This window comes from Methylobacterium segetis, from assembly GCF_004348265.1.
Classification (GTDB): Bacteria; Pseudomonadota; Alphaproteobacteria; order Rhizobiales; family Beijerinckiaceae; genus Methylobacterium; species Methylobacterium segetis.
Window position 1 is genome coordinate 15,080 of the sequence record NZ_SMNT01000054.1, and the last position, 22,631, is coordinate 37,710.

20 protein-coding genes and 1 pseudogene are annotated in these 22,631 nt (G+C 71.1%); 13 read left to right on the top strand and 8 right to left on the bottom strand.

The window, feature by feature from the left end:
* Nucleotides 1-163 precede the first annotated feature (163 nt).
* Genes mnmG through E1J50_RS14940 form a run of 4 tightly spaced genes read left to right on the top strand, consistent with a single transcriptional unit; the run spans nt 164 to nt 4,461 of the window.
* Nucleotides 164-2,044 carry a tRNA uridine-5-carboxymethylaminomethyl(34) synthesis enzyme MnmG gene (gene mnmG, locus E1J50_RS14925; RefSeq protein WP_132254628.1) on the top strand — a complete coding sequence of 627 codons (1,881 nt, stop codon included), beginning with the start codon at nt 164-166 and terminating at the stop codon, nt 2,042-2,044.
* The gene (gene rsmG, locus E1J50_RS14930) at nt 2,044-2,673 is read left to right on the top strand and encodes a 16S rRNA (guanine(527)-N(7))-methyltransferase RsmG (protein ID WP_132254648.1); all 630 of its coding nucleotides are present in this window, start codon (nt 2,044-2,046) and stop codon (nt 2,671-2,673) included. Before mnmG ends, rsmG begins: the two co-directional genes overlap by 1 nt.
* Entirely contained in the window at nt 2,670-3,512 is an 843-nt protein-coding gene (locus E1J50_RS14935; protein WP_132254629.1) for a ParA family protein, read from the top strand. The genes rsmG and E1J50_RS14935 overlap by 4 nt, the downstream gene beginning before the upstream one ends.
* A 55-nt stretch (nt 3,513-3,567) precedes the next feature.
* Nucleotides 3,568-4,461: a ParB/RepB/Spo0J family partition protein gene (locus E1J50_RS14940; protein ID WP_132254630.1), complete on the top strand. Its 894-nt coding sequence runs from the start codon at nt 3,568-3,570 to the stop codon at nt 4,459-4,461.
* A 3-nt stretch (nt 4,462-4,464) separates the two neighbouring features.
* Here the strand turns inward: E1J50_RS14940 and E1J50_RS14945 are convergent, their stop codons facing one another.
* From E1J50_RS14945 to leuS, 4 genes are all read right to left on the bottom strand, one after another.
* Nucleotides 4,465-5,322 carry an intradiol ring-cleavage dioxygenase gene (locus tag E1J50_RS14945; RefSeq protein WP_132254631.1) on the bottom strand — a complete coding sequence of 286 codons (858 nt, stop codon included), beginning with the start codon at nt 5,320-5,322 and terminating at the stop codon, nt 4,465-4,467.
* Nucleotides 5,323-5,417: 95 nt separating this feature from the next.
* Nucleotides 5,418-6,446 carry a DNA polymerase III subunit delta gene (gene holA, locus E1J50_RS14950; protein WP_132254632.1) on the bottom strand — a complete coding sequence of 343 codons (1,029 nt, stop codon included), beginning with the start codon at nt 6,444-6,446 and terminating at the stop codon, nt 5,418-5,420.
* Nucleotides 6,443-6,979 carry an LPS assembly lipoprotein LptE gene (lptE, locus tag E1J50_RS14955; RefSeq protein WP_132254633.1) on the bottom strand — a complete coding sequence of 179 codons (537 nt, stop codon included), beginning with the start codon at nt 6,977-6,979 and terminating at the stop codon, nt 6,443-6,445. Before lptE ends, holA begins: the two co-directional genes overlap by 4 nt.
* 147 nt (nt 6,980-7,126) lie before the next feature.
* A complete protein-coding gene (leuS, locus tag E1J50_RS14960; protein WP_132254634.1) occupies nt 7,127-9,733 on the bottom strand; it encodes a leucine--tRNA ligase in 2,607 nt (868 codons plus the stop codon).
* A 267-nt stretch (nt 9,734-10,000) separates the two neighbouring features.
* Here leuS and E1J50_RS14965 point away from each other — a divergent pair, with 267 nt between their 5' ends.
* Nucleotides 10,001-10,723 (top strand): YggS family pyridoxal phosphate-dependent enzyme, encoded by a 723-nt coding sequence (locus E1J50_RS14965; protein ID WP_245516590.1) that lies wholly within the window; start codon nt 10,001-10,003, stop codon nt 10,721-10,723.
* A 79-nt stretch (nt 10,724-10,802) separates the two neighbouring features.
* Here E1J50_RS14965 and E1J50_RS14970 read toward each other — a convergent pair whose 3' ends face one another.
* Complete coding sequence (locus tag E1J50_RS14970) at nt 10,803-11,252, bottom strand: MarR family winged helix-turn-helix transcriptional regulator (protein WP_132254635.1); 450 nt, start codon at nt 11,250-11,252, stop codon at nt 10,803-10,805.
* A 151-nt stretch (nt 11,253-11,403) separates the two neighbouring features.
* On the opposite strand from E1J50_RS14970, the gene E1J50_RS14975 reads away from it, so the two are divergent.
* On the top strand, nt 11,404-12,696 hold the full coding sequence (locus tag E1J50_RS14975; protein WP_425374936.1) for an MFS transporter: 1,293 nt from the start codon (nt 11,404-11,406) through the stop codon (nt 12,694-12,696).
* 6 nt (nt 12,697-12,702) lie between these two features.
* On the opposite strand, the gene E1J50_RS14980 is transcribed toward E1J50_RS14975, so the two are convergent.
* A complete protein-coding gene (locus E1J50_RS14980; protein WP_132254637.1) occupies nt 12,703-13,239 on the bottom strand; it encodes a L,D-transpeptidase family protein in 537 nt (178 codons plus the stop codon).
* Between the two features lie 328 nt (nt 13,240-13,567).
* On the opposite strand from E1J50_RS14980, the gene E1J50_RS14985 reads away from it, so the two are divergent.
* The 6 genes from E1J50_RS14985 to E1J50_RS15010 all read left to right on the top strand — a co-directional run bounded on the left by E1J50_RS14985 (nt 13,568) and on the right by E1J50_RS15010 (nt 20,086).
* Nucleotides 13,568-14,254, top strand: a complete 687-nt coding sequence (locus E1J50_RS14985; RefSeq protein ID WP_132254638.1) for a response regulator transcription factor — start codon at nt 13,568-13,570, stop codon at nt 14,252-14,254.
* Nucleotides 14,255-14,363: 109 nt separating this feature from the next.
* Nucleotides 14,364-14,816, top strand: a complete 453-nt coding sequence (locus E1J50_RS14990) for a cyclic nucleotide-binding domain-containing protein (protein WP_132254639.1) — start codon at nt 14,364-14,366, stop codon at nt 14,814-14,816.
* 86 nt (nt 14,817-14,902) lie between these two features.
* Complete coding sequence (gene dapD / locus E1J50_RS14995) at nt 14,903-15,745, top strand: 2,3,4,5-tetrahydropyridine-2,6-dicarboxylate N-succinyltransferase (protein ID WP_132254640.1); 843 nt, start codon at nt 14,903-14,905, stop codon at nt 15,743-15,745.
* 134 nt (nt 15,746-15,879) lie between these two features.
* Nucleotides 15,880-16,752, top strand: coding sequence for an alpha/beta fold hydrolase (locus E1J50_RS15000; RefSeq protein WP_132254641.1), 873 nt, complete (start codon nt 15,880-15,882; stop codon nt 16,750-16,752).
* 71 nt (nt 16,753-16,823) lie between these two features.
* Nucleotides 16,824-17,672, top strand: a complete 849-nt coding sequence (locus E1J50_RS15005) for an acid phosphatase (RefSeq protein WP_132254642.1) — start codon at nt 16,824-16,826, stop codon at nt 17,670-17,672.
* A gap of 218 nt (nt 17,673-17,890) precedes the next feature.
* Nucleotides 17,891-20,086 carry a TonB-dependent siderophore receptor gene (locus tag E1J50_RS15010; RefSeq protein ID WP_132254643.1) on the top strand — a complete coding sequence of 732 codons (2,196 nt, stop codon included), beginning with the start codon at nt 17,891-17,893 and terminating at the stop codon, nt 20,084-20,086.
* A 43-nt stretch (nt 20,087-20,129) separates the two neighbouring features.
* On the opposite strand, the gene E1J50_RS15015 is transcribed toward E1J50_RS15010, so the two are convergent.
* Entirely contained in the window at nt 20,130-20,915 is a 786-nt protein-coding gene (locus E1J50_RS15015) for a TerC family protein (protein ID WP_132254644.1), read from the bottom strand.
* 19 nt (nt 20,916-20,934) lie between these two features.
* A complete protein-coding gene (locus tag E1J50_RS15020) occupies nt 20,935-21,870 on the bottom strand; it encodes a lipid kinase (RefSeq protein WP_132254645.1) in 936 nt (311 codons plus the stop codon).
* A 528-nt stretch (nt 21,871-22,398) separates the two neighbouring features.
* Between E1J50_RS15020 and E1J50_RS27340 the strand changes: the two are divergent.
* A pseudogene (locus E1J50_RS27340) lies at nt 22,399-22,631 on the top strand (hypothetical protein); the annotation flags it as partial.

The following is a 22,631-nucleotide window of genomic DNA, read 5'->3' on the forward strand; positions in this document are numbered from 1 at the left end:
AGAGGGTTGGCGTGAGGGGTATTACCCCTCCGGAAACCTAGGCCCCCTCACCCGGTTCGCGTCCCGCGGGCTCGACCTTTCCCGAACGGGAGAGGTGGGGGCGCTCCGATCGATCAGGCCCGTCGCGTTGACGGAAATCCCGCGCGGCGCGTAATCACCGCCCATGCGTGCATTCTCTTCCCCATCCTACGACGTCATCGTCGTCGGCGGCGGCCATGCCGGCGTCGAGGCGGCCGCGGCCTCCGCACGGTTCGGCGCCCGCACCGCCCTCGTCACCCACGATCCGGCAACGATCGGCGCCATGTCCTGCAACCCGGCGATCGGGGGCCTCGGCAAGGGACACCTCGTCCGGGAGGTCGACGCCCTCGACGGGCTGATGGGGCGCGTGGCCGATGCGAGCGGCATCCAGTTCCGCTTGCTCAACCGGCGCAAGGGTCCCGCCGTGCGCGGCCCCCGCACGCAGGCCGACCGCAAGCTCTACGCGGCCGCGATGCAGGCGGCGGTGGCGGAGACAGGCGGTCTCGACGTGGTGGCGGGTGCCTGCGAGGATCTCGTCGTGGCGCAGGGCCGCGTGGCCGGCGTGACGCTCGCCGACGGGCGCACCCTCCCCTGCGGTGCCGTCGTGATCACCACCGGCACGTTCCTGCGCGGGCTCATCCATATCGGCGAGGTTCAGGTGCCGGCAGGCCGGGTCGGCGAGGCGCCCGCCCTCGGGCTTGCCGCCACCCTCGACCGTCTCGGCTTCGGCTTGGGCCGCCTCAAGACGGGGACGCCGCCGCGCCTCGACGGCCGTACCATCGACTGGGCGGGCCTGGAGATGCAGGAGGCCGATGCGGAGCCGGTTCCCTTCTCGACGCTGACGGAGCGCATCACCACGCCGCAGATCCGCTGCGGCATCACCCGGACGACGCTCGCCGCCCATGACCTGATCCGCGCGAACCTTCATCGCTCGCCGATGTATTCGGGGGGCATCGCGAGCCGCGGGCCGCGCTATTGCCCCTCGATCGAGGACAAGGTGGTGCGCTTCGGCGACCGCGAGGGCCACCAGATCTTCCTGGAGCCGGAAGGGATCGACGATCCCACCGTCTACCCGAACGGCATCTCGACCGCCCTGCCGGACAGCGTGCAGCGCGATCTCATCGCCCTGATCCCCGGGCTGGAGCGCGCCGCGATCGTGCGGCCGGGCTACGCCATCGAGTACGATTACGTCGACCCGCGCGAGCTCGACGCGAGCTTGCAGACGAAACGCCTGCCCGGGCTGTTCCTCGCCGGGCAGATCAACGGCACCACCGGCTACGAGGAGGCGGCGGCGCAGGGGCTCGTCGCCGGCCTCAACGCGGCCCGCTCGGCCGGCGGGAGCGCGCCCGCGCTCTTCGACCGGGCCGAATCCTATCTCGGCGTGATGATCGACGATCTCGTCACCCATGGGGTGAGCGAGCCCTACCGCATGTTCACCTCGCGCTCGGAATACCGGCTGTCGCTGCGCGTCGACAATGCCGACGAGCGGCTCACCCCGCGCGGTCTGGCCTATGGCTGCGTCGGCTCCCGGAGGGCCGCCCATTTCGAGGCGACGCAGGGCGAATTGCAGACCGTGCGCGCGCGGCTCGACGGGTTGAGCCTGACGCCGGACGAGGCCCGTCGCCACGGCATCAGCCTCAATCGCGACGGCATTCGCCGTACGGCTTTCCAGCTCCTGTCCTATCCCGAGATCGACTGGGCGCGGCTCGCCGCGGTCTGGCCGGAACTCGGGCAGGTCCGGCCGCAGGACGCGGACCGGCTCCGGACGGATGCAACCTACGCCGTCTATCTCGACCGCCAGCAGGCCGACATCGCCGCCTTCCGGCGCGACGAGGCCGTGGCCCTGCCCCCTCGCCTCGATTACGCGGGCATCGCCGGGCTCTCGAACGAGATGCGCGCGAAGTTCGAGGCCGTGCGGCCCGGCACGCTCGGTCAGGCGGCGCGCATCGAGGGCGTCACCCCGGCCGCCCTCACCCTGCTCGCGGCTCATGCGCGCCGAGGCGGCCGCGACGCGGCCACGCGATGATGTCGGACCGGGATCGCGTCCTCGCGGCGGCCGGTGTTTCACGTGAAACAGCCGAGCGGCTCGATCTCTACGTGGCGCAGCTCCGGCGCTGGCAGGGCGTGAAGAACCTCGTCGGCCCGGCCACCCTCGCCGAGGTCTGGACACGGCACGTTGCCGACGCCCTGCAGCTTCTCGCCCTGGCGCCGGAGGCGAGAACCTGGCTCGATCTCGGTTCGGGCGCCGGCATTCCCGGCCTGATCCTGGCCATAGCGGGCGCCGGGCGGCCGGGATTTCGGGTCGATCTCGTGGAGAGCAACGCGCGCAAATGCGCCTTCCTGACCGAGGCGATCCGCGTGACCGGCGCCCCGGCCCGGGTTCGCAACGCCCGGATCGAGGCGGTGATCGGCGATCATCAGGGGGTCGAGATCGTCTGCGCGCGGGCGCTGGCCTCCCTCGACCAGCTCCTCGCCTGGACTGAGCCGGTGTTGAAATCGGGCACCACCGGCCTGTTTCCGAAGGGCAGGGAGGTCGGGGCGGAATTGACCGAAGCTGCGCGGCGGTGGAGATTCGTTTACGATCTGCTGCCGAGCCAGACCGACTCGGCGGCGCGGATCGTCCGCGTCACCGCCCTCGACCGCGTGGAGCCATGACGAGCGACACTCCTTCTCCCGCCGCCGAGACCAAGCGTCCGCTGCGGATCCTGGCCCTCGCCAACCAGAAGGGCGGCGTCGGCAAGACGACGACGGCGATCAATCTCGGCACCGCGCTGGCCGCCATCGGCGAGACCGTGCTGGTGTTCGACCTCGACCCGCAGGGCAACGCCTCGACCGGGCTGGGCATCGACCGGCGCCAGCGGCGCGTCTCGACCTACCACGTGCTCGCCGGCGACGCGGCCCTGTCCCAGGCCGTGATCCCGACCGCGGTGCCGCGCCTCTCGGTGGCGCCCTCGACCATGGACCTGCTCGGGCTCGAACTGGAGATGGCGAGCTCCGCCGACCGCTCGCACCGCCTGCGCAACGTCCTCAAGGACATCAACGCGCCGGGCACCAGCACGGAGGCCGTCACCTACGTCCTGATCGATTGCCCGCCCTCCCTGAACCTCCTGACCATCAACGCGCTTGCCGCCGCCGACGCGGTCCTGGTGCCGCTGCAATGCGAGTTCTTCGCGCTCGAGGGCCTCAGCCAGCTCCTGCGCACAGTCGAGCAGGTCCGCGGCGCGCTCAACCCGCGCCTGACCATCCAGGGCATCGTGCTGACCATGTTCGACCCGCGCAACAATCTCTCGGCGCAGGTGGTCGCGGATGTGCGGGGCTTCATGGGCGAGAAGGTCTACGAGACCATGATCCCCCGCAACGTGCGCGTGTCCGAGGCGCCGTCGCACGGGAAGCCGGTCCTGCTCTACGACCTGAAATGTGCGGGCTCGCAGGCCTATCTGCGCCTCGCCTCCGAGGTCATCCAGCGGGAAGGCCGCATGCCCGTGGCGGCATGAGGCGGCCCGCCTTCAGCGTATCGAACAGCGTAACGGAGTTCAGCGAGTGGCAGCGATGGCGGACGATTCGGCACGCCCCCGCCTGGGGCGCGGCCTCGCGGCCCTGATCGGGGATTTCGGGCAGGACGGCGCGGACGGCGCCCGCCCGGAGAGCCAGCGCAAGGTCGCGGTGGAGTTCCTGCGGCCGAACCCGCGCAATCCCCGCCGCCGCTTCCAGGAATCGGATCTCGAGGAGCTCTCGGCCTCGATCCGGGCCCGCGGCGTCATCCAGCCGATCGTGGTGCGGGCGCTGGCGAACGTGCCCGGCACCTACGAGATCGTGGCGGGCGAGCGGCGCTGGCGCGCGGCCCAGCGCGCCGGCCTCACCGACGTGCCGGTGGTCGTCGTCGAGATCGACGACAAGACCTCGCTCGAATACGCGATCCTCGAGAACGTCCAGCGCACCGACCTCAACGCCATCGAGGAGGCCGCGGGCTACGAGCGGCTGATGAGCGAGTTTGCCTACAGCCAGCGGGAACTCGCCGACATCCTCGGCAAGAGCCGCAGCCACCTCGCCAACACCCTGCGCCTGCTGCAACTGGCACCGACCATCCAGGACCGGGTGACGGCGGGCGAAATCACGGCGGGCCACGCCCGCGCGCTCCTCGGCGTGCGCGATCCCGAGGGCGTGGCACGGCGCATCGTGGCGGAGGGTCTGTCCGTGCGCGAGGTCGAGGCGCTCGCCTCCGCCGAGGTGCCGGAGAGCGACGAGCCCCGTCCCGGCCGGCCCCGCCGCGGCCCCGAGAAGGACGCCGCCCTTCGCTCCCTGGAGCAGAGCCTGACCCGTGCCCTCGGCCTCGGCGTCGTGGTCAAGGCGAAGGCGGACGGGGTCGGCGAGATCCGCATCCGCTACGGCAGCCCGGACGAGCTCGAGGCGCTGCGGCGCCGGCTCGACGGGGCAGCCGGCTGAATTCTACGGCTCGCGCCTCAGGCCCGGCACCAGGGCGGAGAGACGATCCTTCGTGGTCAGGCGGGCAGGGCGGCGCATCTCTGGCGGTGGGCCGCCGCCCGGCCCCGGCTCCGGGCGCTCAAGGCGCCCGCCCCGGCTCTCGCGCCGCTCCCCGCCCCCCGCGTCTCGGCTGCGGTCGACGCCGAGGGTGAGGCTCGCCACGTAGCGCTCCGCCTCCTCCTTCACGGCGCAGAAGGCGCGGCGCTGCGGATCCTCCTCGTTGGCGATCCCGTCATTGGCGTTGACGATGAAGCGCTCGGCCCGGCGGCCCTGATAGGCGGGTACCTGCGTGTAGAGGAACTCGTTGAGCGCGTCGGGAAAGTAGATCTGCCCCGTCAGCATCGTGCGGGCGTCGAGGAAGACCTTGACGTGGATGTGCGTGGCCCGACCCGCATACCAGCCGGGATAGATCGTCTCGAAGCCGACCCACCCGGCCGCATCCGTACTCTGGCTGCCGCGCAGAAACGTCTGCCCGGACGTGTCGAGGCTGCGCGAATCCCCCTGCCCCGGATAGCCTGAATAGAGCCCCTGCGCGTCGCAATGCCAGATGTCGACACGGGCGCCCGGCACGGGCCGACAGGAGCCCGCCTCCACGATGCGCAGGCGCATCCGCAGGGGTATGCCGGGCCGGCCCTCGGTGATGTCGGTACGCACGAGTCGGGGGTCGCGATAGAACGGCCCCTCGATCGATTGGGGGGTCAGGACGCAGATCTCGGCCTCGCCCTCGGCGGGCGTCGCGGCTCGCGCACCCCGCGGCAGGAGGCCGGCGGCGCCCGCGCCGAGCGCGGCGAACAGGCTGCGGCGGGAGGTGAAGTGAGGCATGGCATCCTCCGGAGAGCGGGTCGATCCGCGCCGCTTGCCCGGAACCGATAGCACGCGTCACCAGGACCGGCGTAGCTCCCGCCCGGCGCCCCGCCCTACCCCCGGCGGCGCGATTCGCCCGCGATGCGCAGGAGCGCGGCCGAGGCGTGGGCATGGGCGAGATCCGGGCCCGCCCGGCGGGAGGCGAGCACGGCCTCCTGCAGGATCTGCACGGCCTGGCGGAGGGCGGCCGGCGACCAGCGCGCGAGCTGCGCCTCGACATCCGCCCGCCTGCGGAAATGCAGGCCGCGCCAGCCCGCCGCCATCAGGCTCGGGCTCTTGCCCTCTCCGGCGAGGCGCGTGGCAAGGAGCGTGAGCGCGTGGCGCAGGGCCGCGCCGAGGATCACCGAGCCGTCGAGCCCCTCGTGGCGGAAGCGGCGGAAGTCCCGCTCGACCTCGCCGCCGCGCCCGGTGAAGGCGGCATCGATCAGGGTGTTGAGCACGCTGCCCGCGACGTCGCTCACGATAGCCTCGACGTCGTCGCTGGTGACCGCCTCCTGGCCGGATGCGTAGAGCGCCAGCTTCTCGATCTCGGACAGGCTGGCGCGCCGATCCCCGCCGAGGCTCGCCACGAGGAGGTCGCGCGCGTCCGAGGCGATCTTGAGGCCCCTGTCCTGAAGGGTCTGGCGGACGAGCTCGGCGAGCGCCCGCTCGTCGTCCGGGTAGCAGGGCAGGGCGAGCGCCCGGGCCGAGCGCTCGCAGAGCGTGCGAAGCGGCGCGGATTTTCCGAGATCTCCCCCTTCGACGACGATCCGGGTTCCGGGGATCTCGCTCTTGAGGACGGCCTCGACGGCAGGGGCGTAGTTGCGGCTGCCGGCCTTCACCCAGATCGTGCGCCGGTCCCCGAAGAGGCCGACCGTGCCGGCCTCGTCGATCAGGCGGCCGGGATCGGAGGCGAGAACGTCGCCGTCGATCTTCACGAGGGCGAACGGGTCGTCGGGATCGGCGACCGCGGCCTCGGCCAGGCGTTTCGCCCGCTCGCCGACGAGGCCGGTATCGGGACCGTAGACGAGGATGACCGGGATCTTCGGATCGGGCCCGCGCCGGATCAGGCCCTCGACATCGCCCGCCTTGACCGCCGTCAAGGCTTGGCCGCCATCACCGAGGCGATGCGGGTCTTGATCTGGTCGGCGAGCACCTTGGCGAGGCGGATCTCGGCGTCGCGTGCGGCCCGCAGCGAGGCGAAGCGCTGGACCGAGCGGTCGTAGGTGGCGGTCGAGGTCGCGACGCCCTCGGTGATGATGCGGGTGCCGTCGAGGGATTCGAGGGCGTATTTGACGTTGGCGATGATGGTGCCGGACTCGGCGCGCCCCGTCTGCGAGGAGACAATCGGCGTCTGCACCGTCTCGCTGCCCTGCATCTTGAGGCGGTAGCGCTTCGCGGCGGGCTGGCCCGATCCGTCCAGATCGAAGATCAACTCGCTGCGCAGATAATGCCCGATGCGCTCCTGGCCCTGCGCCATCGCGATGTCGTCGACCTGGATCGAGGCGAGCAGGGCGCCCATCGGCTCGCCCGAGGCGGTCGGGCCGTAGAGGGGGCGGAAGCAGGCCGAAAGGTTTACGGCAAGCGCGCCCGCGAGGGCGAGCCGCGCCGCTCTGGCGGCGATCCCACGCTTCATCTCGGCCCGAGCCCCACGCATCATCGCCCGCCGCTGCCCCGCTTGAATCCGGTCCCGCCTCTTACGCCGAGGCGGGCCAACGCGTCACCCATTTATGAAGGCGCAAGCTTTACGACTCCTTCAGGGCGACAGCGGGGCGAACCGCGCTCAGACCACGAGATTCACGATCCGGCCCGGGACCACGATGACCTTGCGGGGCGCGCGTCCCTCGAGGGCGCGCTGCACCGGTTCCAGGGCGAGCGTGGCCGCCTCGACGGCGGCCGTGTCGGCATCCCGCGGCACGGTCACGTCCGCACGCTTCTTGCCGTTGATCTGGACGGGCAGGGTGATCTCGTCCTCGACGAGGAGAGCGCGGTCGATCGCGGGCCAACCGGCCTCTGCCACGAGGCCCGAACGCCCGAGCAGGCTCCAGCAACTCTCGGCGAGGTGCGGCATCATCGGGGCGATGAGCTGCACGAGGATGGCCACCGCCTCCCCGGCCGCCGCGGCGGAGGCGGAGGCGCGCAGGCCCTCCTCCAGGGCGTTGGCGAGCGTGTAGACATGCGCCACGCAGCGGTTGAAGCGCAGCCGCTCCACATCCTCCTCGACCGCGGCGAGGGCCTTGTGGGCGGCCTTGCGGAGGAGGGCATCCGCGGCACCGCCCTGCCCTTGCGCGACCGCCGCCCCGTTGACGAGGCGCCAGACCCGCTGGACGAAGCGGGCCGCACCCTGCACGCCCTCCTCGGTCCAGATCACGTCCCGCTCGGGCGGCGAGTCGGAGAGCATGAACCAGCGGGCCGTGTCGGCCCCGTAGCTCGCGATGATGTCGTCGGGATCGACCACGTTCTTCTTCGACTTCGACATCTTCTCGATCGGGCCGATCGAGACGGGCGCGTCGGTTTTCACGTGAAACGCGCGGCGCTCCCCGCCCTCGCTGACGAGGCGGATGTCGGCCGGCTGCACCCAGGCACCGGCCTCGTCCTTGTAGGTCTCATGGACGACCATGCCCTGGGTGAAGAGGCCGGCGAAGGGCTCCGACACGCCGGACCACTCCGTCGCCTTCATCGCGCGCATGAAGAAGCGGGCGTAGAGCAGGTGCAGGATCGCATGCTCGATGCCGCCGATATACTGGTCGACGGCAAGCCAGTGATCGACCGCCTCGCGATCGGTCGGCGCGTCCGTGAGCCAGGGCGCCGTGAAGCGCGCGTAGTACCAAGACGAGTCGACGAACGTGTCCATGGTGTCGGTCTCGCGCCGGGCGGGCGCTCCGCATTGTGGGCACGGTACGGTGCGCCACGCGGTATCCCGCTCCAGCGGATTGCCGGGAATGTCGAACGAGACTTCGTCGGGCAGCTTCACCGGCAGGTCCTCGACGGGCACCGGCACGGGTCCGCAGGACTCGCAGTGGATGATCGGGATCGGGCAGCCCCAGTAGCGCTGGCGCGAGACGCCCCAGTCGCGGAGGCGGAACTGCACCTTCCGGCACGCCACAGGCGCGCCGCCGAGTTCCTCGCCTTCCAGACGATCGGCGACGGCCGCGAAGGCCGCTTCGGTCGTCATCCCGTCGAGGAAGCGCGAATTGATGAGGCGCCCCTCCCCGTCATAAGCAACGTCGGTGATCACGAAGCTTGCCGGATCCTGCCCCTCAGGGCAGACGACGGGCGTGTTGCCGAGGCCGTACTTGTTCGCGAAATCGAGATCGCGCTGGTCGTGGGCCGGGCAGCCGAACACCGCGCCGGTGCCGTATTCCATCAGCACGAAATTCGCGACGTAGATCGGCAGGAGCCAGTCCGGGTCGAGGGGGTGGCGGACCTTCAGGCCGGTGTCGAAGCCGAGCTTCTCCGCCGTATCGATCGCGGCCTGCGCCGTGCCGGTGCGGCGGCACTCCTCGATGAAGCTCTGCAGTTCCGGGTTCCCGGCGGCGAGCGTCGCCGCGAGGGGATGGTCGCCGGCGATCGCCAGGAACTTCGCGCCGAACAGGGTGTCGGGGCGCGTCGTGTAGACCGTGACCGTCTCCTCGGCGCCTGCCGGCGGCTCGGCGAGGCGGAAGCGCACCTCCAGACCCTCCGAGCGGCCGATCCAGTTCTTCTGCATCAGCCGGACCTTCTCGGGCCAGCGCTCGAGACGATCGAGGGCCGAGAGGAGGTCGTCCGCGAAATCTGTGATCTTGAAGAACCACTGCGTGAGTTCGCGGCTCTCCACCAGCGCACCCGAGCGCCAGCCGCGCCCGTCGATCACCTGCTCGTTGGCGAGCACCGTGTGATCGACCGGGTCCCAGTTCACCTTGGCGGTGCGGCGCGTGACGAGCCCGGCCTTCAGGAAGTCCAGGAACATCCGCTGCTGATGCTTGTAATAGTCGGGATCGCAGGTAGCGATCTCCCGGCTCCAGTCGAGGGACAGGCCCATCGACTGCAATTGCGCCCGCATCGCCGCGATGTTGGCATAGGTCCAGTCCCGCGGGTTGACGCGCCTCTCCATCGCGGCGTTCTCGGCCGGCAGGCCGAAGGCGTCCCAGCCCATCGGGTGGAGCACGTTGAAGCCCTTCGCGCGCTTGTAGCGGGCCACCACGTCGCCCATCGCGTAATTGCGCACGTGGCCCATATGGATGCGCCCCGACGGGTAGGGGAACATCTCCAGCACGTAGTATTTCGGGCGCGGATCGTCGTTCTTCGTCTCGAAGAGGCGGGCCTCGTCCCAGGCCTTCCGCCAGCGCGGCTCGGACTCCTTGGCGTTGTAGCGCTCCGGAGCGGTGGACGGGGTCGCGGCGTTCGTCATGCGGGGGCGCCAGGTCTCGATGCGGGAGAGGGCGGAAACGGATGCGGCGCCAGCCCCTTGGCGGGCGTTGCAGGGGGCCGGACTACCACAGGAGGACGGTGCGCGGTCAACCAATCCGTCATCCCTCCCCTGCCCGCCCCCTTGCCCTCGGCGGCCCCGGTGATACCTCCCGGCCTCGATCCCGAATTCGTCGAGACGCGTGAGCCCATGAGCGACCCCATGAGCGGCACCATCAGCGACCCCATGAGCGACACCATGAGCGACACCATGAGCGACCCGGAAAGCGACGTTCTGCCCGATACCGCCTCCCCTGCGCGGCGCGCCGAGATCGTGGCCGGGCTCGACGCGGTGCGGGCGGGCATCCGCCGGGCAGCGGAGGATTCGGAGCGCGATCCCGCGGGAATCCACCTGATCGCGGTCTCGAAGACGATCGGGGCGGAGGGCATCCGGCCGGCCCTCGAAGCGGGCCAGCGGCTCTTTGGGGAGAACTACGTGCAGGAAGCGCGGGCCAAGTGGCCCGGGCTCCGCGAAGCCTATCCGGATGCCGAACTGCACCTGATCGGGCCGCTCCAATCGAACAAGGCCCGCGAGGCGGTCGCCCTGTTCGACGTGATCCACTCCCTCGACCGGCTCTCGCTTGCGGCGGCGCTCGCCAAGGAGATCGCGCGCGCGGGCCGCGCCCCGAAGCTCCTCATCCAGGTCAATACCGGCGACGAACCGCAGAAGGGCGGCGTCTCACCGTCCGAGGTCGACGTGCTGCTCGCCGAGTGCCGCGACACGCACGGGCTCGCCATCAACGGGCTGATGTGCATCCCGCCGGCCGAGGATCCGCCCTCGGCGCATTTCGCGCTGCTCGCCCGGATCGCCGCGCGCCACAACCTGCCGATCCTCTCGATGGGGATGAGCGCCGACTACCCGGCCGCGATCCAGATGGGCGCGACCCATGTGCGCGTCGGCACTGCCATCTTCGGGGGACGGCCAAAGCCGTAGATCGCCGCCCGTTCGCAGACAGGGAGGGCCGACCCGCGCGGCCGTCCGGTTCTCGAAACCCTGCGCGGCGATCCCGCTCTCAGGCCGCCGCACCCTCCTCCGCCGCGTCGCGACCGACCACGCGCCCGAGCGCGCGGCGAAGCCGGTCGGCCTCGGCCGCCCCGTAATCCGACTCGAAGGCGGATTGCGCCTGCTCCCACAGGGGCCGCGCCGCCTCGAGCCGCGCGAGGCCCGCCTGCGTCAGGCTGAGGGCGCGCGTCCGGGCATCCCGCCCGGGTGCGATCCGCACCAGCCCGTCCCGCTCCAGCGGGCGCAGGGCGCGGCCCGTCGCCGTGCGATCCATCACGAGATGCGCGGCGAGTTCGTGCACGGCCAGGGAGCCGAGGCGCGCGAGGGTCGAGAGAAGGGCGAACTGGGTTGCCCGCAGACCGGTCGGCGCGAGGTGCCGGTCATAGAGTTGCGTGACTTGCCGCGCCGCCTGCCGGACCGCGAGGCAGTGGCAGGGCGTGAGCGTCGGCCGGTCGTCCATCTATGCAACCCTTCATTGCATTGTCAGTCGGTCACTGCTCGTGACCAATTGGCAGCCCCGTGTAAAGAGTGCATATGCAGCTTTCTCGCCGATTCAGGCGAGTGCACCGAAGCCCGACGCGCGGCCGCACCCTATGAGCCTCTCCCTCTCCTTGAACGCGCTGCCCCGCCGCCTCGCCGCACGCAACATCCATTATGGCTGGGTGGTCGCGGGCGTCACCTTCCTCACGATGCTCGTGACGGCCGGTGCCGTGGGTGCGCCCGGCGTCCTCATCCTGCCGCTCCAGAAGGAATTCGGCTGGAGCACGGCCGAGATCTCGTCGGCGCTGGCGCTCCGGCTCGTCCTGTTCGGCCTGATGGGGCCGTTCGCGGCCTCCCTGATGAACCGGTACGGCCCGCGCCGTATCGTGCTCGCGGCCCTCGGCCTGATCGGCACCAGCCTGATCGCCTCCCTCGCCATGGAGCGGGTCTGGCAACTCGTCCTCTTGTGGGGCATCGGCGTCGGGCTCGGCACGGGCCTGACGGCCCTGGTGCTCGGCGCGACGGTCGCGACCCGCTGGTTCTCGCGCCGGCGAGGCCTCGTCGTCGGCCTTCTCACCGCGAGCTCGGCCACCGGGCAGCTCATCGTCCTGCCGCTGCTCGCGGGGCTCACCGAGGCGCAGGGCTGGCGGGCCGCCCTCCTCCTCATCTGCGGCCTCCTCGCGCTGGCGGCGCTCGCCGTCTTCCTGCTGATGCGCGACAGCCCGGAGGAGATCGGCCTCGCGCCCTACGGAGAGACCGTGCAAGCCGGCAGCGCCGCACCGGCCGCCGCGCCGCCAGCGGGCGCCCTCGACGCCCTGCGCGAGGCGGCCCGCACCCGGGTCTTCTGGATCCTGTTCGCCACCTTCTTCATCTGCGGCGCGAGCACGAACGGCCTGATCCAGACCCATTTCGTGCCGCTCTGCGCCGATTTCGGCCTGCGGCCGGTCGAGGCGGCGAGCGTTCTCGCGGCGATGGGCGTGTTCGATTTCGCGGGCACCGTGGCCTCGGGGTGGCTGTCGGACCGCTACGACAACCGCTGGCTGCTCTTCTGGTATTACGGGTTGCGCGGACTCTCGCTCCTGGCCCTGCCCTTCACGGATTTCTCCTTCGCGGGCCTGTCCGTCTTCGCCGTGTTCTACGGGCTCGACTGGATCGCCACGGTGCCGCCGACGGTGAAGCTCACGGCCGCACGGTTCGGTCGGGCGCGGGCGAACCTCGTCTTCGGCTGGGTTTTCGCCGGGCATCAGCTCGGCGCGGCGGCCGCCGCTTACGGAGCCGGCCTGTCCCGGTCCGAGCTGTCGAGCTACCTGCCGGCCTTCTTCGTGGCGGGAGCCCTCTGCCTCGTCGCCGCCTCCCTGATCCTCGTCGTCGGCCGTCCCCGCCCTTCGGTGGCTCTCACGCCATCTGCTGTGCCGGCTAACTGAACCGCTTCAGCCGATCTGGATCCGCGTGCGGGGCCCGAGCCGGCGGAGGAGGCGCACGAGATCGGCGCGTTTGAGCGCCACGCAGCCCTCGGTCGGCCCGTAGCCGGGGCGGGCGACGTGGAGGAAGATCGCCGAGCCGCGGCCCGGCCGGATCGGCCCGCGGTTCCAGTCGAGATCGACGACGAGATCGTAGAGGCCGTCCGCCCGCCAGAGCTCCTCGGCGCTGACGCCGGGGGCGGGCAGCGGGATCGGCCTGTTGTAGCGGCGGTCGCGCGGGTCGTCGCACCAGCCGTCGCGGCGCCCCGTCGGGCGCAGGGCGAGCGGCGTCGCGGGGCGTGCCCCGAAATGATCGGGCCGGTAGAAGCCGCCGCGCAGGCGCAGGCACGCGACCGGCGAGGCGCCGTCGCCCTCCCGTTTCGCCCGGGTGAGCCCGGAGCGGCCCAGGGCGCAGGGGATGACGGACGAGCCGGCCACGAGGTGCCCGCGGGCGCGGTCCCCGATGACGGGCCGCACCCGGATGCGGGACAGGGTCGTTCGCCTCACCGGCCTTCTCCGAGCCGTCCTGCGAGCCTCATCGCCTCGTTCCTTCGCGAAGCCGGCAAAGGGACTGAGACCGGCAAGATCGCCTGACGGCGCGACGGAAAATGCTGTATAATTGTGCGCAAACCAATTCCCACTCGCGAAATCCGCATTATTTTGATGCGTATGCCCGGGTTACGCGGCCGGGCGCCCGAACGCTCACCGCGCCCCTTTGCCCCTTTCTGCCGCCCGAACCCTTTCCGATATCCTCGGTTCCGACGAACGGCCGGCCGGACCCGGCGATACCCGGCTTCGGAGAAGCCTGCGCCCTGTTTGAAGAGTCCCACGGACGATGCCGAACCCCCATCGCCTTCTCATCTGCGACGACGACGCGACCCTTCGCGAAACGCTGACCGAGCAGCTCGATCTCTACGACGAGTTCATCGTGGTGAGCGAGGCCGACGCGACCGGCGCGGTCAACCGCGTCGCCGACGACCGGATCGACCTCGCCGTCATGGATGTGGGCCTGCCCGACATGGACGGCCGCGAGGCGGTGCGGATCATGCGCCGCAACGGCTATCGCGGCCCCGTCATCATGCTCACCGCCCAGGATTCCGAGGAGGATACGGTCGAGGGGCTGGAGGCGGGCGCCAACGATTACGTGACGAAGCCATTCAAGTTCGCGGTGCTGCTCGCCCGCATCCGGGCGCATCTGCGCCAGCACGAGGCGAGCGAGGACGCGATCTTCCAGATCGGCCCCTACACGTTCCGGCCGGGCGCGAAGCTCCTCGTCGGCGAGCGCGGCTCCAAGCTGAAGCTCACCGAGAAGGAGACCGCGATCCTGCGCTTCCTCTACCGGGCGGGGCGCGAGGTGGTGGGGCGCGACACGCTGCTGGCCGAGGTCTGGGGCTACAACGCCCACGTCACCACCCACACCCTCGAGACGCACATCTACCGCCTGCGCCAGAAGATCGAGCCGAACCCGGCGACCGCGGCGATCCTGGTGACCGAGGGCGGCGGCTACAAGCTGCTGCCCTGACGCGCACTCCGTGCGGCCCCCAACGACGCGCACGTGGTGCGCGCCACAACCTTCGGCTAAACAACCCGGCGGCGGGATCGTGCCGGGGGCTTGAGGCGGGGCTTGAGGGTTGGCGCTCGACGACGACATCGCGATCCTCGGCGCGGCGCCCCTGTTCGGCCTGATGGGGCGGGACGCTCTTCGCCTCCTCACCTTCGCGGCGGAGCGGCGCAGCCTCGCCGCGGGTGATCTCCTGTTCGCGCGGGGCGAGCCCGCCGACGGGGGCTTCGTGGTGATGTCCGGCGTGATCGAGCTGGCGCCGCGCGTGCCCGGCGCCGAGCCGGTCGCGGCCGGCCGCTCGGCCCTGATCGGCCAGCTCGCCCTGTTCCTGCGCGGCGAGCGCCCCAGCGAGGCCCGTGCCGCCGCGCCGGCCGAGGTCATGCGCATCACCCCCACCCTGATGCGCCGCGTGCTGGAGGAGTTCCCCGACGCCGCCGCCGCGATCGAGGGCACGCTGGCCGAGGAGCTCGGCGGGCTGATGCAGGGCCTGGAGCAGGTTCGGGCCCGGCTCGACGCGCTCTGAGCCCGGCTCCGCCGAGGTGACAGGCCGAACGGGCTTTTGTAAGCACGGGCCACATTCCTCCGCTCGAGCCTCCCCGAGAACGCCCCATGTCCCACGCCGACCTCGCGACGACCATCGAAACCGCCTGGGAGGAGCGCACCGGCATCGACACGGGCACGCGCGGCCCCGTGCGCGAGGCCGTGGACGAGGCGCTGGCGCTCCTCGATTCCGGCCAAGCGCGCGTCGCCGAGAAGGTCGGGGGCGAGTGGCAGGTCAACCAGTGGCTCAAGAAGGCCGTCCTGCTCTCCTTCCGCCTCAACGACATGGCGCCGATCCAGGGCGGCCCCGGCGGCGCGCCCTGGTGGGACAAGGTGCCCTCGAAATTCGAGGGCTGGGACGAGGCCGCCTTCCGGCAGGCCGGCTTCCGGGCGGTGCCGGGCTGCTTCGTGCGCCGCGGCTCCTTCATCGCGCCGGGCGCGGTCCTGATGCCCTCCTTCATCAATCTCGGCGCCCATGTCGGGCGCGGCACCATGGTCGATACCTGGGTGACGATCGGCTCCTGCGCGCAGGTCGGCGAGAATTGCCACATCTCCGGCGGCGCCGGCATCGCGGGCGTGCTGGAGCCGCTCCAGGCCAATCCCGTCATCATCGAGGACAATTGCTTCGTCGGCGCCCGCGCCGAAGTGGCCGAGGGCGTGATCATCGGGGAGGGCAGCGTGCTCTCGATGGGCGTCTATATCGGCGCCTCGACCAAGATCATCGACCGCACCACGGGCGAGGTCTTCTACGGCCGCGTGCCGCCCTACTCCGTGGTCGTCTCCGGCACGACGCCCGGCAAGCCCCTGCCCGACGGCAGCCCCGGTCCGAGCCTCTACTGCGTCGTCATCGTCAAGCGCGTCGACGCGGGCACGCGGGCCAAGACCGGCATCAACGAGCTGCTGCGCACCTGAGCGGGCCCGCGCGGCGGCGCGACGTGTCACGCGGATGAGATCCACGAAACACGCTACATCGTTCCGGGCCGGGTGAGCCGACGCGATTCGGCGGAGCCTGCCCGGAGGAAGCCCGAGCGAGGGACGCGCGAGAGATGGTCGAGCCGGCGCACGCCACCCGTACCCTGTCCCTCGACGTCGCGGGGCGGAGGGTCCCGACGCCCTGCGACGTGGTCGGCCACGGGCCGGAGGCGCTGCTCCTGCCGGCCCTCTCCTCCATCTCGGCCCGCGCCGAGATGCGGGCGCTCGCCAAGGATCTCGGACACGATTTCCGCTGCCTGATCCCGGATTGGCCGGGCTTCGGCGACCAGCCGCGGGCGCGGCTGCCGCTGGCGCCGCAGACCCTTCACGCCTTCCTCGACGCGCTGCTCGCGAGCCTGCCCGGCCCCTACGCCCTCGGCATCGCCGCGGGCCATGCCGCCCCCTACCTCGTCGCGGCCGCCGGCCGCCATCCGGGCCGGTTTCAACGCCTGATCCTCGTGGCGCCGACGTGGCGCGGCCCCCTGCCGACCGTGATGGGGCCGGAGCGGCGCGGCCTGTTCCGGGGCCTGCGCCGCCTCGTCGAGACGCCCTTCCTCGGCGACGTGCTCTACCGCATCAACATCAGCCCGCCCGTGATCGGCCGGATGCTGCGCGCCCACGTCTACGCGGACCCCGCCCACGTCACGCCCGGAATCATCGCGGACAAGCACGCCATCACCCGCCAGCCGGGCGGGCGCTTCGGAACGGCCGCCTTCGTGACCGGCGCCCTCGACCCCGTCGAGACCCGAGAGGGGTTCCTGGCTTTGTTTGACGGCAAACTACCGCCGATCCAGGTGCTGCGGCCCGAGCGCGCTCCCCGGCGCTCCGGAGCGGAGATGGATGCCCTGATCGCCACCGGCCGCGTCGCGAGGACGACGGTGCCCGGGGCCTTGAGCCCGCACGAGGAATATGCCGGCGAGGTCGCCGCCGCGATCCGCGCCGCCTGAGCGCGTCACGCGCCCGTCACCGAGCCACCCTACCCCGCGCTCCGAGCCGTTCCCGCCCCCAAGGTCCCCCGATGCCCCGTCTCCTGCCGGCCCTCGCCGCCCTCGCCCTGCTGGCCCCCGCGACGGCCCTTCCGGACCCCGTTGCCGCACAGGAGAAGGCGGCACCGTCCGTCGGCGCCGACACGCTGAAGCCCCGGGAGCCCGCCCACCAGCCCTACCTGACGGACGCGCTGGTGCCCGACACGGTCGCGATCCTGCCGCCGCCGCCCGCGAGCCACTCGGCCGCCGAGGCGGCCGACCGCGCCGCCTTCAACGCCACTCGCGCGCTGAAGGGCACGACCCGCTGGGAACTCGCCGCCGCCGACGTGGCGGAGGGCGCCGCCGCGATCCTCGACAATTTCGCCTGCGTGCTCGGCACGAAGCTCGACCAAGCCCGCGTCCCCGCCCTGATGACCCTCCTGGAGCGCGCCCGCCTCGACATCGCGCGGGGCACCCGCGGCCCCAAGGTGCATTACCGGCGCCTGCGCCCCTTCGTCGGCAACGAGGCGCCGATCTGCGTGCAGCGGACGCAGCAGCTCACGGACAGCTACAGCTACCCGTCCGGCCACGCCTCGCAGGGCTGGGCCTACGCCCTGATCATGGCCTCCCTCGTCCCCGAGAAGGCGAGCGCGATCCTCGTGCGCGGACGGGCCTATGGCGAGAGCCGCGTCGTCTGCGGCGTGCACTGGATGAGCGACGTGGAGGCCGGCCGCACGAACGGGGCGGCGATCGTCGCGGCGCTCCAGGCCAACGCGACCTTCCGCGCCGATCTCGAGCGGGCGAGGGCCGACCTCGGCAAGGCGCTGGCCGGCAGCGGCCCGGCGCCGGACCAAGCCTATTGCGCGCGCGAGGAGGCGGCCTCGCGGATGCCGGAGCTGTGAGGACCGCGCGGTCTTCGGCAAGCCGGCATCCGGGAAGAACCGGCAGATCGGCCTGCTGGATCGGACCGTGATTGTCTCGGATGATATCAGTACAGCGCTGTAGTTTGTAAGTTTTCTAAGTCCAATTTCAGATGAGTCTTTTTGTCTTGATTGCTTAAGCTTGACGAGGCAAGTCTCGTGAGCCGCGCGTGAGGCGCGCGACATCCGAGGTTCTGTCGATGCGTGCTCGTCCCCTCTCCCTTCGTCTTGCCGCGACCGTCGCGCTCGCCCCACTCGCCGGAGCCGGCTCCGCATCGGCACAGGAACGCAGCGTGCAGCTCGACCAGATCGCGGTGGAGGGCAGCGGCGTGCCGCAGCCGGGACCCGGAATCGGCAATGGGGCGGCCACGAGCGGCGGTGGCGGCGGCCCGAGCGGGGTCGTCGGCTACACGGCGAAGGCGAGCCCGACGGCGACCAAGACCAACACGCCGCTGATCGAGACCCCGCAATCCGTGACCGTGGTCACCCGCGAGCAACTCAACGACCGCAACGTGCAGGACCTCAACCAGGCGCTGGCCTACGCGCCGGGCACGTCGACAGACGTGTTCGGCTTCGATCCCCGCTTCGACGCCTTCTACATCCGCGGCTTCTCGGCAACCTACGACGGCGTCTTCCGCGACGGCCTGCGCCAATCCGCGGTCGGCCTCGCGGTGCCGCGCATCGAGCCCTACGGCACGGAGGCCGTCACCATCCTGCGCGGGCCGGCCTCGGGCCTCTACGGCCTCGGCTCTCCCGGCGGCATCGTCGACGTGACGACGAAGCGTCCCGTCTTCGCCCGCTTCGGCGAGCTCTGGGTCCAGGGCGGCAATTACGACCGCTTCCAGGGCAATTTCGACTTCGGCGGACCGGTCGAGGGCTCGGACGGCACGATGGCCTACCGACTCACCGGAATCGTTCGCCAGTCCGACACCTTCCTGCCCGGCGCCACGGACGACCGCTTCAACATCGCGCCGGCCTTCACCTGGAAGCCGTCCGCCGACACCACCTTCACCCTGCTGACCGAGTTCCAGAACTCGAAGCTGCCGGGCACCTCGGCCTTCTACAACTTCCCCGGATTCCGGGTGTCGCGCTACTACCAGGGCGACGGGGCCTTCAACGCCTTCACGCAGCAGCAATACCGGATCGGCTACGCCTTCGAGCACAAGGTCAGCCCCGACCTGATCGTCCGGCAGAATTTCCGCTATTACGGCGTCAACGGCGATTTCCCCTACGTCCAGATCGATTCCGTGACGGGCCTGACCGCGCAGCGCTCGACGGGCCTGTTCATCGAGAACCTGCACTCGGTCGCCCTCGACAACCAGATCGAGGGCCATGTCCAGACCGGGCCGATCGCCCACACCCTGCTCGGCGGGCTCGACTACCTGCACTTCGACTGGGACCGCGTGGGCGGCTTCGGCACCGCGCCCGACCTCGACCTCGCGACCCTGAATTACGGGCGGCAATTCATCCCGCGGCCGGTCCTGACGCTCGCGGCGCGCCAGTCGCAGGATCAGGTCGGCCTCTATCTGCAGGAGCAGGCGAAGTGGGACCGCTTCGTCCTGACGCTGACCGGCCGGCACGACTGGGTCTCGCAGACGACGGCGAGCGGCGTGCCCGGGGCGCTCGGCCCCTCCACCACCCAGAACGACACCGCCTTTACCGGCCGCGTCGGCCTGAACTACACGCTGGCACCGGGCCTCGTGCCGTATGCGAGCTACGCCACCACCTTCACGCCGCAGGTCGGCGCGGATGCGAGCGGCCGGGCGTTCAGGCCCGCCACCGGCGACCAGATCGAGGCGGGCGTGAAATACGCCGTCCCCGGCACCAACATCACCGCCGCCTTCGCGGGCTTCGACATCGTCCAGACCAGCATCCTGCGCCAGGACCCGACCAATCTCGCCTTCACGGTGGCGACGGGCGAGGTCCGCTCCCGCGGCTTCGAGGGCGAGCTGATCGCCAACCTCGCGCCGGGCACGAACCTCACCCTCGCCTACACGCACCTCAACTTCCAGTTCGTGAGCCAGACCTCGCTGGTGACCGGCCAGGCGATCGACGGCAACACCCTGTCGGGCATCCCGGGCGACACCATCAAGGTGTTCGGCACCTACCTGTTTCCGCCCTCCTCGCCCCTGCACGGCCTGCAGATCGGCGGCGGCATCCGCTACGCGAGTTCGAGCTTCGCCGACGACGAGAACACGGTGCGCAACCCCACCGTCACGCTGTTCGATGCGCTGATCGCCTACGATTTCGCGGCGCTCGATCCGAAATACGCGGGCTTCCGGGCACAGGTGAACGCCTTCAACATCTTCGACCGCGACTATACCAACTGTCAGGCGGGCTTCTGCTACCGCGGCGCTCCCGCCACGGTAATCGGCAGCCTGATCTACCGCTGGTGAGACGCCCGCCCCGCGCGGCGCGCGCCGCGCGGGGCGGAAGGGGTCACGCCTTCGCCTGCCGCTGCACCGGCACGGCCTGCCCGGCCGGTTCGGACGCGCCGCCCGCCTTCCTCCGCTTGCGGCGGCGGGCCAACATGTTGAGGCCCTCCACCGCCGCCGAGAAGGCCATGGCGGTGTAGATGTAGCCCTTGGGCACGTGCGCGCCGAAACCCTCCGCGATCAGCGTCATGCCGATCATGATGAGGAAGCCGAGCGCCAGCATCACCACGGTGGGGTTGGCCGCGATGAAGCGCGAGAGCGGATCGGCGGCCACCAGCATCACGATCACGGCGACGACGACCGCGATCATCATGACCGGCACGTGCTCGGTCATGCCGACCGCCGTGATGATGCTGTCGATCGAGAAGACGAGATCGAGCATCAGGATCTGGCCGATCGCCGCGGCGAAGCTCAGGGACGCGCCGCCCGTCCCCTCCTCCGGGTGCGGATCGACGCTCTCGTGGATCTCCTTGGTGGCCTTCCAGAGCAGGAACAGGCCGCCGCCGATGAGGATCATGTCCCGCCAGGAGAAGCCCTTGCCGAACACCTCGAAGACGGGCTGGGTCAGGTGGACGATGTAGGCGACGGTGCCGAGGAGCCCGAGCCGCAGGACGAGGGCGAGGCCGATGCCGATGCGGCGGGCCTTCTGCTGCTGCTCGGCCGGCAGCTTGTTCGTCAGGATCGAGATGAAGATCAGGTTGTCGACGCCGAGGACGACCTCCATCACGATCAGGGTGGCGAGCGCCGCCCAGACGGTGGGGTCGGCGGCGAGTTGAAGATAGCTGTCCACGGCGCGAGGGATCCAAAATCTAGAGGGGAAGGAGGCGGCTCGCCGCGCCCGCGGCGGCATCCGGCCGCTCGGAGGGGGGCGGCGCGAAGATGCGCAGGGCGCCCGGCAGCACCTTGAAATGCGCCGGCGTGTGGGTGGTCAGCTCGCCGTCCGTGTTCACGGGGCGGGGCTTTCGCGTCCTGAGCACAATCTCGGTGGTCTTGAAGGCGCGCACGTCGTTGGACTGCCCCTGCGTGCCCCTGCGGAGCGCCGGCAACAGGGTGATGAGCCGCCACCAATGGGCGATCTCCAGGCTGTAGAAATCGAGCAGGCCGTCATCGACCGCCGCACCCTCCTCCACCGTCATGCCGCCGCCGTAATGGCGCCCGTTGCCGACCGAGACCTGGATCGTCGTCACCTTCTCGACGGTGCCGTCATGCTCGATCGTCACGGTGAAGGGGCGCACCCGGCGCAAGACCCGGATCGCGGCGATGCCGTAGCCGAGCGTGCCCCACGCCTTCTTCGACTCGGCCGTCAGGTCGCCCGCGAGCTCCGCCGAGAAGCCGATGCTCGCGACGTTGAAATAGTAGTGGCCGTTGACCCAGCCGAGATCGACCGGGCGCGGCTCGGCCGTGGTGATGAGGCGCGCCGCCGCGGCCGGATCGAGGGGCAGCCCCAGCGAGCGGGCGAGGTCGTTGGCGGTGCCGAGCGGCAGGATGCCGAGGGGCAGGCCCGCATCCACGAGCCCCGAGGCGCCCGCGTTCATGGTGCCGTCGCCGCCGCCGAGGATGACGAGGTCGCAGGTCCCGGCATGCGCCCGGATCGTGTCGCTGCAATCGGGGTTCTCCGGCGGCTCGAACGGCTCGATGCCGCCGCGGCGCAGGATCGCGCGGATCTCGTCGAGGGCGGCGCCGCCGTTGCGGGCCTTCGGATTGGCGAGGAGGAGCGCCCGGCGCGGCGGGGCGGCCGCGCTCATCGGCGGGGCTCCAGGGGCAGGAGATGTCTCGAACGGTCAGCCAAGGAGCGCTCTCCGGTGCATTCGCGCCGCGTCAACGCAAAGGCAGGGAAGAGGTCCGACATCACGGTCGACGCCTCGACCGCCAGAGGGGCCCGGACCCGGGTTGTCGACGAACTTGGTTGCCCGCGCCCCGAACTCAAGGGTGCGCCGCCGCGGAAATGCAGGGATCGGCATCACGATACGGGGCGGAGCACGTGGATTTCCCCGGCCATACGCGGCGGGCCGCGTGGATTCTCGGGCGATAGGCGGCAGGCCTGGATTCTCGGGCGATACGCGGCGAGCCGCGTGGATTCCCGGGATTACGGGCAGAGCGTCGCGGGAGCCTTGCTCCGGTGGGCGGGCGCGTGGCATGCCATCGGGCGTCAGGCTCGCGCCTCGTGGAACCCTCCGCACCTCCGGCGGCGTTTCTCCCGGCTCGGGAAGCGGCCCGGCCGGTCAGAACCTTCCGGCACCCCGTCTCCGTCGCCTCGCGACCCGGTGATCTGCATGCGCTCTCTTCTCCCTACCGTCTCCGCCGCCGCGCTGCTCGGCACCCTGCTCTGCGCGGGCGAAGCCGGGGCGCAGCCGGGCTGGGTCGACCCGCCGAGCAAGGCCGCGAAGCCGGCGCCCGAGAGCGCGGCACCCAGATCCGCGACGCCCCCTGCCTCCGCGCCGCAGGCCGCGAGCCCGGAGGTCGAGCCCGAGGCCGCCGAGGCGGCGCCCCGCCGCCGCGCCGAGCG

Coding starts and splice junctions, on each gene's coding strand:
- E1J50_RS14940 (WP_132254630.1), top strand. CDS start 3,568: ATGGCGGACGATTCGGCACGCCCCCGCCTGGGGCGCGGCCTCGCGGCC.
- E1J50_RS14935 (WP_132254629.1), top strand. CDS start 2,670: ATGACGAGCGACACTCCTTCTCCCGCCGCCGAGACCAAGCGTCCGCTG.
- E1J50_RS14970 (WP_132254635.1), bottom strand. CDS start 11,252: ATGGACGACCGGCCGACGCTCACGCCCTGCCACTGCCTCGCGGTCCGG.
- E1J50_RS14985 (WP_132254638.1), top strand. CDS start 13,568: ATGCCGAACCCCCATCGCCTTCTCATCTGCGACGACGACGCGACCCTT.
- E1J50_RS15020 (WP_132254645.1), bottom strand. CDS start 21,870: ATGAGCGCGGCCGCCCCGCCGCGCCGGGCGCTCCTCCTCGCCAATCCG.
- E1J50_RS14965 (WP_245516590.1), top strand. CDS start 10,001: ATGAGCGACCCGGAAAGCGACGTTCTGCCCGATACCGCCTCCCCTGCG.
- dapD (WP_132254640.1), top strand. CDS start 14,903: ATGTCCCACGCCGACCTCGCGACGACCATCGAAACCGCCTGGGAGGAG.
- E1J50_RS15000 (WP_132254641.1), top strand. CDS start 15,880: ATGGTCGAGCCGGCGCACGCCACCCGTACCCTGTCCCTCGACGTCGCG.
- E1J50_RS14945 (WP_132254631.1), bottom strand. CDS start 5,322: ATGCCTCACTTCACCTCCCGCCGCAGCCTGTTCGCCGCGCTCGGCGCG.
- rsmG (WP_132254648.1), top strand. CDS start 2,044: ATGTCGGACCGGGATCGCGTCCTCGCGGCGGCCGGTGTTTCACGTGAA.
- mnmG (WP_132254628.1), top strand. CDS start 164: ATGCGTGCATTCTCTTCCCCATCCTACGACGTCATCGTCGTCGGCGGC.
- E1J50_RS15010 (WP_132254643.1), top strand. CDS start 17,891: ATGCGTGCTCGTCCCCTCTCCCTTCGTCTTGCCGCGACCGTCGCGCTC.
- leuS (WP_132254634.1), bottom strand. CDS start 9,733: ATGACGAACGCCGCGACCCCGTCCACCGCTCCGGAGCGCTACAACGCC.
- E1J50_RS15005 (WP_132254642.1), top strand. CDS start 16,824: ATGCCCCGTCTCCTGCCGGCCCTCGCCGCCCTCGCCCTGCTGGCCCCC.
- lptE (WP_132254633.1), bottom strand. CDS start 6,979: ATGAAGCGTGGGATCGCCGCCAGAGCGGCGCGGCTCGCCCTCGCGGGC.